Source organism: Saccharibacillus sacchari DSM 19268 (assembly GCF_000585395.1).
GTDB lineage: Bacteria > Bacillota > Bacilli > Paenibacillales > Paenibacillaceae > Saccharibacillus > Saccharibacillus sacchari.
This window is the reverse complement of the sequence record NZ_KK073875.1, coordinates 386759-399927: the sequence shown is the minus strand read 5'-3', so window position 1 is coordinate 399927 and position 13169 is coordinate 386759. Positions and strand designations below refer to the sequence as shown.

The following is a 13169-nucleotide window of genomic DNA, read 5'->3' as shown; positions in this document are numbered from 1 at the left end:
GTCACTCCTTAACGACGCGGAGGCAAAGGTCCCAAAAATTGCAGGAACTGACACTCGATGCGTCCGTTGAACAGTTTGCGGCGTTTGTCGGCTTTTTTGCCGAAGTTTTGCTCGAAGTTTTCGGTCGGCGTGATCGCGAAGAACGACCAATCCTGCAGATCAAGCGCGGCGCGTCCGAGCTGGCGGATCATTTTCTCGACTTCCTCTTCTTCGCTGAGACGTTCGCCGTAAGGCGGGTTGGTGATTACGCAGCCGAATTTGCCTTCCGCTTTGAAGCGGGCGACAGGCTGGACGTTAAACGAAATTTCGGTGCCGAGACCCGCGCGTTTGGCGGAAGCTTTGGCGACCTCGACGGCTTCCGGATCGATATCGCTGCCGCCGATGTTCAGCGGAATCTCGTCGCGCACCGCGTCGAATGCTTCGTCGCGCGCCTGGTTCCACAATTCTTCCGGCACGAAATCCCAGCGTTCCGACGGGAAGCTGCGGCGCAGGCCCGGCGCGATATTCCAGCCGATCAGCGCGGCTTCGATCGGCAGCGTGCCGGAGCCGCAGAACGGATCGTAGAACGGGCGGTGCGGGCCCCAGCGGCTGAGCAGGATCAGCGCGGCGGCCATCGTTTCTTTCAACGGCGCTTCGACGGTCGTTTTGCGGTAGCCGCGTTTGTGCAGCGAAGGGCCGGTCGTGTCGAGCGTGATCGTGGCGATATCGTTCAGCATCGTCACTTCGAGCGTGAACAGCGGACCGTCTTCGTTGAACCATTCGGTTCCGTACGATTCCCGCATTTTCTCGACCACCGCTTTTTTCGTCACGGATTGGCAAGCCGGCACGCTGGACAGCTGCGATTTGTGCGAGCGTCCGTTGACCGGGAATTCGCCGTACTCCGGGATGAAGCCTGCCCAATCGACGGCTTTGACGCCTTGGAACAGTTCTTCGAACGTGACGGCAGGGAATTCGGCCATTTTGATCAAGACGCGATCGGCGGTGCGCAGCCACAGGTTGGCGCGGCAGATATCGGCAGGCGTGCCGGTGAAGGTGACGCGGCCGTTTTCCGTGCGGGCATCGGCATAGCCGAGGTCTTTCAATTCGCGCGCGACGACTGCTTCGATGCCCATAGCACAGGTTGCGATCAGGGTTAATTGTTCAGGAATTCTCATAAGTTCAGCTCCGTTTATTAAAGGTGAAAGCAGGCGATAAAGATCCGCGGCGCAGCGAAGAAAATCGGTTAAGCCGCTTGTGAAGCCTGCGATAAAATCGTACAATGATCAGATGAAGACTGACGTGTCCGGGCGCAAAACGCGCTTCCGGGGGTATTCGTGCGCCCAATGCTCAATTATAGGGGAACACTGCTGAGGTTACAATATATTCGGAAACAATGGATAAGCGAAAACGGAGAGTGAAGAAAATGAACGACTTGCATACGAGCGCTTCGGCTGCCGAAATCTATATGGACGATCTCGCCCGCGAGGACGACCTTTTACTCAGAATCAAGGAAAGAATCCACGCCGCGAAAATGCCGGACGTGTCGGTAGCGCCGGGATACGGCAAAATGCTGACGCTGCTGGTGACGTTGATGGGGGCGAAGCACATTTTGGAAATAGGCGCGCTCGGCGGATACAGCGCGATCTGCATGGCTCGCGGCATGGCGGAAGGCGGCTCGATCACTTCGCTGGAGATTCGGCCCGATTATGCGGAAGTCGCGAAAAACCATCTGATCGAAGCGGGTTTCGGCGATCAGACGCGATACATGATCGGACCTGCGGTGGACAGCTTGGAGCAGTTGAAAGCGGCCGGCGAGAAATTCGACTTCTTTTTTATCGACGCGGACAAATTGAACTACCTGAACTATTTGGATATGGCGATCGAAATGGCGAATCCGGGCGCGGTGATCGTGGCGGATAATCTGCTGCTGCGCGGACGCACGCTGAATTTCGAGCGCAACGGCCCGGCGATTCAAATCGTGCGGGAGTTCAATCGCCGGATGGCGGATGACCCGAGATTGCTCGGAACGCTGCTGCCCGCTTACGACGGGTTGGCGATCGCAATGGTGAAGAATACGTGAACGTTGAATGAGAAAATGCCCGAAGCGGTTTCCAAACGGCTGCTTCGGGTGGATAATATATAGGTAGGAAAACGTCAAACAATCGTCGCAATCACAGCTTGTGACAAACGTTTCAAAAGCGCATAATTAAAATTGAATGTATTTTATAGACCGTTATCAACCGGTATTGGAGGCTCTTATCGACATGACTTACAATGATCGTTTTATCCGGGCCTGTTATGGTCAAGAGGTCGACCGTCTGCCTGTCTGGTATATGAGGCAGGCCGGCCGATACGACCCGGAATATCGCAAAATCAAAGAAAATTATTCGCTGCTCGAAATTTGCCGCCAACCGGAACTTGCGGCCGAAGTCACGCTGATGCCGGTGCGCAAGCTGGGCGTGGACGCGGCCATTTTGTATTCGGACATCATGAATCCAGTTGCTTCGCTGGGGATCGATTTTGACATCGTGAAGGATATCGGCCCGGTTATCGACAATCCGATCCGGGATCTGGCCGACGTGGAACGTCTGCGCCCGATCGACGTCGAAGGCGATCTCGGCCACGTGCTGGAAACGATCCGGATACTGGACCGCGAGCTGGACGTGCCGCTGATCACGTTCGCCGGGGCTCCTTTTACCATCGCCAGTTACCTGATCGAAGGCCGTCCGTCGAAAAATTACATCCGTACCAAAACGATGATGTACAGCGAGCCGAAAACCTGGTTCGCGCTGATGGACAAGCTGGGCGACATGGTGATCGCTTATCTGCGCGCACACGTGCAAAACGGCGGCAAAGCATTCCAGGTGTTCGATAGTTGGGTCGGCGCGCTGTCTCCGGCGGACTTTGCCCATTACGTGCTGCCGACGATCACGCGGATCTTCGACGAGCTGTCGGCGATGCCGGAGATGCAGAACGTGCCGAAGATTTACTTCCCGGGTGTCGCTTCAGGCGAACTGCTGCCGACGCTGCGCGGGCTGAAAGCCAATGTGATCGGATTGGATTGGCGCGTATCGATTGCCGAAGGACGTCGAAGACTGGGACCTGGTTATGCGGTGCAGGGCAACCTCGATCCGTTCGTATTGACCGGACCGCAGGAACTCATTCACGAGCGCGCGGCGAAAATTATCGATGAAGGCGTGCAGCAGCCGGGATACATTTTCAACTTGGGACACGGCCTGTTCCCGGAAGCTTCGCTGGACAAGCTGCGCGAGTTGACCGGATACGTGCATGAATACTCGGCCCAGGCGCTGTCGCGCGTTATCGCTCGGGGTTAAATAAAGGGAACAAGGCGAAAATCCGCTCCAAGGCGGCTTTTCGCGCTTCAAAAAACGTTAACGTATAAAAGATCGGACTTGGAGCGGCCGAAGCCGACTCCTATCATGGCAAGAGAGGGGAAATCAAGTTGAAGAAAAAAATCGGAGTACTCGTCATGTCTTACGGAACGCCAAAAAGTCTGGACGACGTCGAAGCGTACTACACCCATATCCGCAGAGGCAACCCGCCCGCGCCTGAGCAGCTCAAAGAACTGAAAGACCGCTACGAAGCGATCGTGGGCGGCGTGTTCCCGCTGCGCGAAAATACCGACCGTCAGGTCGAAGGCATTCAGGCCGAGTTGAACGCGCAAAATCTGCCGGATGCGGAATTCGTGTGTTATCAAGGATTGAAGCATGCGCATCCGTTTATCGAAGACGGCGTGCGGAATATGGCGGCCGACGGGATTACCGAAGCGATCGGTATCGTACTGGCTCCGCATTACTCGACGATGAGCGTGGGCAGCTACATCAAGCGCGCGAAGGAAACGGCGGAAGAAGCCGGAGTCAAGATGAGTTTTGTCGAAAGCTACCATCTGCATCCGAAACTGATCGAAGCGTTCTCGAAGCGCGTGTCAGCCAAGCTGGACGCGTTCGTGGAAAGTGGCGCGCCGCGCGACGAGGTCAAGGTGCTGTTCAGCGCGCACAGTCTGCCGGAACGCATCTTGTCGATCGGCGATCCGTACCGCGACCAGCTGCTGGAAACGTCCGAAGCGGTCGCGGCTGCGGCAGGCGTGACCAACTGGCAGTTCACGTGGCAGAGCGCGGGACGCACGGCAGAGCCTTGGCTCGGTCCGGACGTGCTGGATACGATGAAAGAGCTGTCGGAAAAAGAAGTTCGTTACATGCTCGTATCGCCGCTCGGCTTCGTATCGGATCACCTGGAAGTGTTGTACGATCTCGATATTGAAGCGCAGGAAGTGGCCGCGGAGCTAGATGTTCGCCTGATGCGCATCGATTCGCTGAACACCGATCCGCTGTACATGCAGACGATAGCCGACTGTATCGTGACCGAATGCAAAAAAGGGGCGCTGGTTCATGGCTGAACAGCGTAACGTCGTCATCATCGGCGGAGGCCTTACGGGCCTTAGCGCCGCCTTTTACACCCGGAACTTCCTGCGCGAAGCGGGCTTTGAGCCGAACGTGACCGTGCTGGAAAAAGGGAATACATGGGGCGGGAAGATCGAGACATTGCACAAGGAAGGCTTCGTTATTGAAAAAGGCCCGGATTCGTTCCTGGCACGCAAGACGGCGATGGTCGACCTGGCAAAAGACCTTGAGATCGATCATGATCTGGTGACGACCAACCCGGATGCCAAAAAAACTTACCTGCTGCATAAAGGTAAGCTGCACGAGATGCCTTCGGGACTCGTGCTTGGCATTCCGACGCAAATCAAGCCGTTTCTCGCAAGCAAACTGGTCTCGCCCGTGGGCAAACTGCGTGCGTTGATGGATTACGTGCTGCCGCCGCGCCGGAGCGAGGAAGACGAATCGTTGGGCGACTTCATCGAGCGCAGGCTGGGGCACGAAGTATTGGAAAACGTGACCGAACCGCTGCTTGCGGGCATTTACGCAGGCGATACGCGCAGCTTGAGCCTGGAATCGACGTTTCCGCAGTTCGGCGCCGTCGAACGCGAACACGGCAGCCTGATCCGAGGCATGATGACGGGACGCAAGCCTGTCGAGACGCATACCGGGACGAAAAAAAGCATGTTCCTGACTTTCCGCCAGGGACTGCAAAGTCTGATTCATGCTTTGATTACGGAATTGTCGGGAACGGTCGATCTGCGATTGAACACGGGAGCTTCTTCGATCCGCAAGCGGCCCGAAGGCGGCTACAACGTGGAGTTGGAGGACGGAAGTCTGCTTGCGGCGGACTCTATCGTGGCGACTACGCCGACTTTTGCCACATCGAGGCTGCTGTCGCCTCACGTGGACGCGTCGGCGCTGGATGCGATAAATTACGTGTCGGTGGCGAACGTCGTGTTGGCCTTTGATAAAAAGGATATCCGAACGACCTTCGACGGATCGGGCTTCCTGGTTCCGCGCAAAGAAAAACGTACGATTACCGCCTGCACCTGGACATCGACCAAGTGGCTGCACACCAGCGCGGACGATAAAGTGCTGATGCGATGTTACGTAGGACGGGCCGGCGAGCAGGAAGCGTTGAAACAGGATGACGCCGGGCTGGTGGAGTTGGTTCGCAAAGACATTCTGGATCTGATGGATATCGATGCACAGCCGCTGTTCACCGAAGTGACGCGCTTGAACAACTCCATGCCGCAGTACCCGGTAGGTCACAAGCAGCAAATCGCCAATTTGCGTGAGCAAATGGCGAAAGAACTGCCGGGGGTCTATATTGCCGGAGCCGGTTACGACGGTGTAGGTTTGCCGGATTGTATCCGTCAGGCGAAAGAGATTTCGACGGAAATGGCGAGCGCGGTTCCGGCGATGTCTGCGGTGTGAGAGGCAGAAGGCGAACGTAAACGAGCAGTAGATTGAGACAACGAGCAAAAAGCTGTTTGTTTTGCGAAAAGCGTCTGGTTTTATTCCCGAAAATGAAAATCAGGCGCAAGCCGTTTCCGTTATCTTCAGGATAAGGAGGCGGCTTTTTTCGTTTTTGCGGGCGCTTATTCTCCTTCTGCCGGATAACCTGCTATAATGAAGAATAGTTTTCGATATCGGTTGTACGTTTTGAGAAATGCCCGAATAAGCTGAAGGAGATTCCACGTCTTGAATGATTCCCCGCGTTCGAGAAGCACTCGAACCCAAAAAGCCCGGAAGCGAAAGCGCCGGGTATTGTTGACGGTTAATATGATATTGGCGATATTGGTGGTTGCAGGCGGCGCGCTGGTGTATGCGCGCGAACATGCTGCTAGAGAAGCCAGCACGGCTGCGGCTTTGCGCGCGGCAGCCGCGCAGAATGAATCTGCGCTGGCTTCCGCGGCCGGGATCGCGGAAGAGCCGGGCTTGGCGGACGAGGAATTATCGTCCGAGGGCCAAGAGCCGGCCGCTTCCGGAGCGGCGGCCGGGGAGGAGCAGACCGGCAGCGATGCAGCCGATCCGGAAGAGCCGTCCGGCACGGATACGCAGCCGGACGTGGAGTCTCCGGCCGAAGACGAGGCCGGAGACGCGCTGCCAAGCGGCGGCGAAGCGGATTCCGAAGACGGGAATCCGCCTCTGACCGCCGGTTCCGCCATAGGCGCGGCCGTGCCGTCGGCAGGCGACCTGGCCGACGAGTTGCGTGCTGACGATGCAGGCGATGCTCAGCCGCAGGACGAAGACGTTTCGTCTGGGACGGAAACCGAAGACCAGGCTGCCGACTTCGAGGCGACGGCTGTTCCCGAGCCGCAAGACGTCGCGGCTTCGTCCAAGACCGACAGTGGCAAGGTCGTTAATCTCACTTTTGCCGGAGACGTGATTTTTTCCGGCAAGGTACAGTCGCTGTTAGAGCAGGAAGGCTACGCATACCCGTACACTTATGTGCAAAAACGGTTTAAAAACGACGATTTGACGGTTATAAACCTTGAAACGCCGGTTACGGCGCTGAGCACGACGGGTGCGGATAAATCATTCGTATTCAAGTCGTCGCCGAAGGCGCTTGGTCCTTTGAAGGATGCGGGCGTGGATGTCGTCAATCTGGCGAACAACCATACGCTCGATCAGGGAATCAAAGGGTTATTGGATACGATCAAGCACCTGGACAAAGCAGGCATCGCGCATGTCGGGGCAGGCAAAGACGCTTCGGCCGCTTATGCTCCGGTCTATGTCGAACGCAAAGGCATCAAAATCGCGATCGTCGGCGTCAGCCGCGTGCTTCCGGAAACGAATTGGGCCGCGGGCCCGGATCATCCCGGCGCGGCAAGCGCCTACGATCCGAAAGCCGCCGCCCGAGCCGTAGCGGAAGCTCGCAAAAACGCGGATGTCGTGGTCGCGATCGCGCACTGGGGCAAAGAACGAGTCGATATGCCCGACGAAAATCAGAAAACATTGGCGCACGCCATGATTGACGCCGGAGCGGATCTGATTATCGGCGGTCACGCGCACGTGCTGCAAGGCTTCGAGCAGTACAAAGGCAAGTGGATCGCATACGGAACCGGCAACTTTATTTTTACGAAATCCGCGACGGCCAAGACGTGGGAGACCGGCGTTTTCCAGGCGGAGTGCAGCAAAAACGGCGATTGCTCGATGAAGCTGGTTCCGTATTGGGCCGAGCTGGGTCGTCCGGTTCCGATGCAGAAGGCGGATGCGCAGAAGCTGCTGAAGCGTATCGATAATCTGTCGCCCGGCGTGCGGATCGATGCCGACGGACAGGTTCGTGCGAATTGACAAGTACTCTGTATCAGATGAATGTACGGTTACGCTCGTCCGAAACGCACTAGACCCATGTGCGTTTCGGCCAAACGTAAACCTACTATTTGAGTGATACAGAGTACTAGTACCTTGACCGCTTAATATGTTAGTTTACGCCCCTCGAAAACCCGCTTGAAGCGTGCGGGTTTCCGATGAACGCAAACCTTAGATTTGATGCGGTCAAGGTACTAAGGTATTCGGTTAAATGTTCGCGGGAGATGAATAATCGGATGTTGAATAATCGCTGCGTCGCGCACCGGGGATTCTCGGGCGCGGCGCCTGAAAATACGCTGGCCGCGATGCGGCTGGCGATGAAGATCAAAGAAGTGGACTGGATCGAAATCGACGTTCAGCTGTCGAGCGACGGCGTGCCGGTGGTCATCCATGACTTTACGCTCGGCCGTACGGCGGGAGGTAGCGGCATCGTCCGCGATCATACATTGGCCGAGCTGAAAAAAATGGACGCCGGGCGTTGGAAATCCCGCTGGTATGCCGGAGAACGGATTCCGACGCTCGGCGAGCTGCTGGACGAGGTTCGCGGACGATTGAAGGTCAACATCGAACTGAAAGCCAAAGCGGACAGCTATACGGGACTTGCGGCGGCCGTGCTGAAAGAGGTCGCGCTGCGCAAGATGGAGCAGGATGTGATCTTGACCTCTTTTATACGGGAAGCGCTGCTTGAAGTCCGTGCTCTCGCACCGGGTGTGCGCCGCGGATTGATTATCGATCATCGTCCTCCGGATTTGGAGCAGCGGCTGCAAGAGTGCGGTTGCACGCTGTTATCGATCGCGCATGGAAAAGTGGATGCGGCGTTCGTCCGCTCGATAATTGAACGCGGCATCGACGTTATGGTCTGGACGGTGGATCATATTCGCCGCATGCGCGAGCTCGGCTCCATGCACCCGGATCTGATGATCTGCACGAATCGCCCGGATCGCTGGCTGCTCGCGCTCAAGCTGCCGGAGATCCGCGAACGGGCGCTGTGGCGTCGCTGGATGCCTTTTTAACTCAAAATTGATGAAGGTGGGGATTTTCAATGATCGCTGTTAATAACGTGTACTGCGTAGGACGCAATTATAAAAAGCATGCCGAAGAACTGGGTAACGACGTTCCTTCCGAACCGATGATCTTCCTGAAGCCGTCCCATGCCATCTGCGCGCTGGACGAAGGAACGATCGCTTTGCCGCAAGACGCGGGCGAGGTTCATTTCGAGACGGAGCTTGTGCTGCGGATCGGCCGCGCGTACGAGCCGGGCATCAAAGTTGAAGACATCGTCGCTTCCGTCGCGCTAGGCATCGATTTCACGCTGCGCGACGTCCAGTCGAAGATTAAGGCCAAAGGGCATCCGTGGACGGCGGCCAAAGGCTTCCGAAATTCTGCTCCGTTGACGCAAGAAATTGAATTCCCGGGTTTGGACGCGTTGAACGAAGCTTGGTTCTCGCTGCGCAAAAACGGCGAAGTCGTGCAGCGCGGCAGCATCGCCAACATGATTTTCGACCTGCAAACGTTGATCGATTACATCGGAGAGCACTACGGCCTCGGCGAAGGCGACCTGATCTATACCGGCACGCCGGAAGGCGTCGGTCCGACGGCTGCGGGCGACGTGCTGGAGCTGTACTGGAACGAAGAAAAATGGGGCGGCTGCACCGTCGGCTAATAGACGGCGAGGGCGGATTCCGCGCGGGAGGCGTATCATCAAGTGGATTGGATCATCGGAGCGGTCGGCGCCTGCCTCGTAGCGGGCGCCGCTTACGCCAAACGATCGTTGTCGGCATCCGGCGCGATCGTGGCGATTATTATGGGCACGATTTATTACGGGGCGGGCGATTTGTTCTGGTTTGGCCTACTGCTGCTCTTCTTTATCACATCGAGCATATTGTCCAAGGTCAAGCAGGCCGAGAAGCGTCAAGCCGAGCAAATGTACGAAAAAAGCGGTCGGCGCGACGCGGTGCAGGTGCTCGCCAACGGCGGGATCGGCATGGTGCTGTGTCTCGGTAACTATATCTGGCCTTCTCCGCTCTGGTTCGGCGCGTTCGTCGGCGTGATGGCGACCGTGACCGCGGACACCTGGGCAACCGAATGGGGCAGCCTGAGCAAAAGCCCGCCGCGATCGATCGTGACGTGGAAGCCGCTGCCTGCGGGGACGTCCGGAGGCGTGTCGCTTCGCGGCAGCGCGGCTGCGGTCGTCGGCGCGGGCATGATCGGAACTGCGGCGCTCGTATTGCTGCTCTGGACGAAAAGCGGACCGGATTGGCCGTGGTGGGCATGGATTCCCGCGGGAGCGCTGGGCGGAACCGTCGGCGCTTTCGTCGATTCGTACCTGGGCGCGACGGTGCAAGTGATGTACCGCTGCCCGGTATGCGGGAAAAGCGTCGAAAGCCGCACGCATTGCGGAGCGGCGACCACGCGTTATCGCGGATGGTCTTTCATGAATAACGATGCGGTAAACCTGCTGTCCTCGGTCGCGGGCGGCGGGCTGGCATTGACGATTATGGTTTTGGCAGGGAGGTGGTTCGGATGAGCGGAGCGCAGAGGGAAAAGCATGAAGCGATTCTGGACTCGGCCTTTGAGATTTTCGGTCAAAAAGGGTTCTATGAAACCAAAATTTCGGATATTACCGAGCATGCCGGAATCGCTAAAGGGACGATGTATTTATATTTTAAAAGCAAAGAAGAACTATTTATTGCGGTGACTCGGCGGGATTGGGATACCTTTTTGCGCAACCTGAATTATCGCGTCAAGCATGCGGACGGGCTGCTGCCCAAGCTGCGACAGGTCGCCGAGCATCATCTGGAGTATTATTACGAGCGAAAGTCGCACGGCAAGCTGTTTTTCCACGCGCCTAATAACGACTCTGAACTTATGAAGATGATGCACGGATTTCTGACCCGCTATATGGCGACGGTGAAAGACGTGCTGGAAGAAGCGGGCATGCCGGATCCGGACTTTTACGCCAAAGCTTTTATCGGGATGCTGGATCGCTTGAAGATGGATATTCTGTTCGAAGGCGACTTCACGCGCGAAGAATTGGAGCTGCGGGTGGATCAAACCGTCCGATTGTTCCTGCGCGGCAGCGAAGGGGAATTGAACTGAGATTTTGGAGGACGAACGGGCTTCCGCAGGCAGCGGGGGTCCGTTTTTTTATAGAAAAAGAGCGTGAGCATGAAAGGGGACTGAACGGCGATGAATATCATGACCGTTGAACGTATATCCAAAAGCTATGGGGAAAAGGTGCTGTTCGACGAAGCTTCGTTCGGCATGGAAGATCAGGATAAGATCGGCGTCGTCGGCGTGAACGGTACCGGCAAATCGACGTTCCTGAAAGTGATCGCGGGCATCGAGCAGCCGGATTCGGGTCAGGTGGTCAAAAGCAGCGGCATGCGGATTCGTTACTTGGCGCAGAATCCGGATTTCGATCCGGAATTGACGGTGCTCCAGCAGCTTCTGCATGGCGAAGGCGACGAGCTGGCGGCAGCGCGCGCTTACAGCGAAACGGCATTGAAGCTGGAACGGGAGCCGGATTCGCATGAGCTTCAGCAGAGTCTGCTCAAAGCCGGACAAGAGCTGGATCGGCTGAACGCATGGAGCATCGAAAGCGAAGCCAAAAGCGTATTGTCCAAGCTGGGTCTGGATACGTTTGACGTGAAAATGGGGACGTTATCCGGCGGTCAGCGCAAACGCGTCGCGTTGGCGGCGGCGTTGGTGCAGCCGTCCGAACTGCTGATCCTGGACGAGCCGACCAACCATATCGATTCGGAATCGGTGGAATGGCTGGAAACCTACTTGAAAAAACGCCGCGGCGCACTGCTCATGGTGACGCACGATCGCTACTTCCTGGATCGGGTCGCGGACGTCATGCTGGAACTGGATTACGGAAAAATGCATCGCTACACCGCAAACTATTCCCGTTTCCTCGAATTGAAGGCGGAACGCGAAGAACGCGAAGCGGCGACCGAAGACAAACGGCAAAACCTGCTGCGCAAAGAGCTGGCCTGGATCCGTCGCGGCGCGAAAGCCCGTTCGACCAAGCAGAAAGCGCGGATCGACCGTTTTGAACAGCTTCAAGACGACAAGCCGCAGCAAAAAGCCGGCGATATGGAAATGGCGACGTTATCCGCACGTTTGGGCCGCAAAGTGCTTGAACTCGACCACGTCGGCAAGTCGATGGCCGGACGCCTGCTGATCGACGACCTGACCTACATGACCGTCCCGGGCGACCGGATCGGTATCGTCGGCCCGAACGGACGCGGCAAATCCACCTTACTTAATCTGATCGCGGGTGACCTGGAACCGGACAGCGGCACCGTGGATAAAGGCTCCACCGTCCGCGTCGGCTACTTCCGTCAGGAAGCCGCCGAGATGGACCCGAGCATGCGGGCGATCGACTATATCAAAGAAGCGGCCGAGACGGTGAAAACGGAAGAAGGCACCGTGACCGCGTCGCAGATGCTGGAACGCTTCCTGTTTACGCCGACCGCCCAGTGGACGCCGATCGGCAAGCTGTCCGGCGGCGAGCGCCGTCGGCTGTACCTGCTGCGCATCCTGATCGCCGCGCCGAACGTCCTGCTGCTCGACGAGCCGACAAACGATCTGGATATTCAGACGTTGACGGTGCTGGAAGATTATCTGGACGATTTCCCGGGCGTCATGATTACCGTATCCCACGATCGCTACTTCCTGGACCGGGTGTGCGATAAGCTGTTTGCTTTTGAAGGCGGCGGGAAAGTAGCGATTCACGCGGGGAATTACAGCGAGTATATGGAACGTACGGGTGGAGGCTCGTTGAAGGACGGGTTTTCGGAAGGCGGGAAAGGGGCTGGCGCGTCGGCTAAAGGCTCTTCCGATACTGGAAAAAGTAACGGTGCAGCTAACACGGCTACTGCCGATAACGCCGCTCCCGCTCCTGCCGCGAAAAAAGCGAAGTTTACGTATAACGAACAGCGCGAGTACGACTCGATCGACGAGACGATCGAAGCGGCCGAGAAGAAGATCGAGGACATCGCCGCTGAGATGGAGCGCTCAGCCAGCGATTCCGCGAAGCTTCAGGAGCTGATGCAGCAGCAGGCAGCAGCGGAAGCGAAGCTGGAAGAGCTGATGGAGCGTTGGACCTATTTGAATGAACTAGCGGAGCAGATCGAGGCGGGGAAAGGCTGATTTTCGTCGAGAGTAAGCCGGATAGAGAATAAGTTTAGGCATAAAGGATTGAGGTCTTGAGATGGTTATCCATCTTAAGGCCTCTTTTTGCTGCGAAACTTTATATCCAAATTTCCCTAACGATGCTAAAATGGAAAAAGTAAGCGATTAGGCATTGGGAGAAGGTATAGAAGAAAAAGAGGGTCGTGAATAATCGGAAGAGTGCTAGATATACGAAATTCGTGAATACTATAAATGAAATGGTGGAAGCGAAGTTTATGAATAAGACGTTATCTGAAATCGTAAACAAATAATAAATTCAGGAGAATTTAA

General features: G+C 56.6%; 11 protein-coding genes. 10 read left to right on the top strand and 1 reads right to left on the bottom strand.

The window, feature by feature from the left end; all coding sequences use genetic code 11:
• Positions 1-8 precede the first annotated feature (8 nt).
• Positions 9-1154 (bottom strand): THUMP domain-containing class I SAM-dependent RNA methyltransferase, encoded by a 1146-nt coding sequence (locus SACSAC_RS01845; protein ID WP_037282870.1) that lies wholly within the window; start codon positions 1152-1154, stop codon positions 9-11.
• Positions 1155-1402: 248 nt separating this feature from the next.
• Between SACSAC_RS01845 and SACSAC_RS01840 the strand changes: the two genes are divergently transcribed.
• From SACSAC_RS01840 to SACSAC_RS01795, 10 genes are all read left to right on the top strand, one after another.
• Positions 1403-2059, top strand: coding sequence for an O-methyltransferase (locus SACSAC_RS01840; protein WP_037282868.1), 657 nt, complete (start codon positions 1403-1405; stop codon positions 2057-2059).
• 184 nt (positions 2060-2243) lie between these two features.
• Positions 2244-3314: a uroporphyrinogen decarboxylase gene (gene hemE / locus SACSAC_RS01835; RefSeq protein ID WP_037282865.1), complete on the top strand. Its 1071-nt coding sequence runs from the start codon at positions 2244-2246 to the stop codon at positions 3312-3314.
• A gap of 128 nt (positions 3315-3442) precedes the next feature.
• Positions 3443-4396, top strand: a complete 954-nt coding sequence (gene hemH / locus SACSAC_RS01830) for a ferrochelatase (RefSeq protein WP_037282862.1) — start codon at positions 3443-3445, stop codon at positions 4394-4396.
• A complete protein-coding gene (gene hemG / locus SACSAC_RS01825) occupies positions 4389-5816 on the top strand; it encodes a protoporphyrinogen oxidase (protein WP_037282860.1) in 1428 nt (475 codons plus the stop codon). Before hemH ends, hemG begins: the two co-directional genes overlap by 8 nt.
• A 267-nt stretch (positions 5817-6083) precedes the next feature.
• Positions 6084-7679 carry a CapA family protein gene (locus SACSAC_RS01820; protein WP_037282856.1) on the top strand — a complete coding sequence of 532 codons (1596 nt, stop codon included), beginning with the start codon at positions 6084-6086 and terminating at the stop codon, positions 7677-7679.
• Between the two features lie 254 nt (positions 7680-7933).
• On the top strand, positions 7934-8710 hold the full coding sequence (locus tag SACSAC_RS01815) for a glycerophosphodiester phosphodiesterase (RefSeq protein ID WP_084777869.1): 777 nt from the start codon (positions 7934-7936) through the stop codon (positions 8708-8710).
• 29 nt (positions 8711-8739) lie between these two features.
• Positions 8740-9360, top strand: coding sequence for a fumarylacetoacetate hydrolase family protein (locus SACSAC_RS01810; RefSeq protein WP_037282853.1), 621 nt, complete (start codon positions 8740-8742; stop codon positions 9358-9360).
• A gap of 42 nt (positions 9361-9402) precedes the next feature.
• Positions 9403-10224, top strand: coding sequence for a DUF92 domain-containing protein (locus SACSAC_RS01805; RefSeq protein ID WP_037282850.1), 822 nt, complete (start codon positions 9403-9405; stop codon positions 10222-10224).
• The gene (locus tag SACSAC_RS01800; protein ID WP_037282848.1) at positions 10221-10796 is read left to right on the top strand and encodes a TetR/AcrR family transcriptional regulator; all 576 of its coding nucleotides are present in this window, start codon (positions 10221-10223) and stop codon (positions 10794-10796) included. Before SACSAC_RS01805 ends, SACSAC_RS01800 begins: the two co-directional genes overlap by 4 nt.
• A 90-nt stretch (positions 10797-10886) precedes the next feature.
• Positions 10887-12857, top strand: a complete 1971-nt coding sequence (locus tag SACSAC_RS01795; RefSeq protein ID WP_037282846.1) for an ABC-F family ATP-binding cassette domain-containing protein — start codon at positions 10887-10889, stop codon at positions 12855-12857.
• The last annotated feature ends 312 nt before the right edge of the window (positions 12858-13169 follow it).

Bases quoted from the DNA above. Each gene is read 5' to 3' on its own strand.
- SACSAC_RS01795 (WP_037282846.1), top strand. From the start codon at position 10,887: ATGAATATCATGACCGTTGAACGTATATCCAAAAGCTATGGGGAAAAG.
- SACSAC_RS01815 (WP_084777869.1), top strand. From the start codon at position 7,934: ATGTTGAATAATCGCTGCGTCGCGCACCGGGGATTCTCGGGCGCGGCG.
- SACSAC_RS01810 (WP_037282853.1), top strand. From the start codon at position 8,740: ATGATCGCTGTTAATAACGTGTACTGCGTAGGACGCAATTATAAAAAG.
- SACSAC_RS01845 (WP_037282870.1), bottom strand. From the start codon at position 1,154: ATGAGAATTCCTGAACAATTAACCCTGATCGCAACCTGTGCTATGGGC.
- hemG (WP_037282860.1), top strand. From the start codon at position 4,389: ATGGCTGAACAGCGTAACGTCGTCATCATCGGCGGAGGCCTTACGGGC.
- SACSAC_RS01800 (WP_037282848.1), top strand. From the start codon at position 10,221: ATGAGCGGAGCGCAGAGGGAAAAGCATGAAGCGATTCTGGACTCGGCC.
- hemE (WP_037282865.1), top strand. From the start codon at position 2,244: ATGACTTACAATGATCGTTTTATCCGGGCCTGTTATGGTCAAGAGGTC.
- SACSAC_RS01840 (WP_037282868.1), top strand. From the start codon at position 1,403: ATGAACGACTTGCATACGAGCGCTTCGGCTGCCGAAATCTATATGGAC.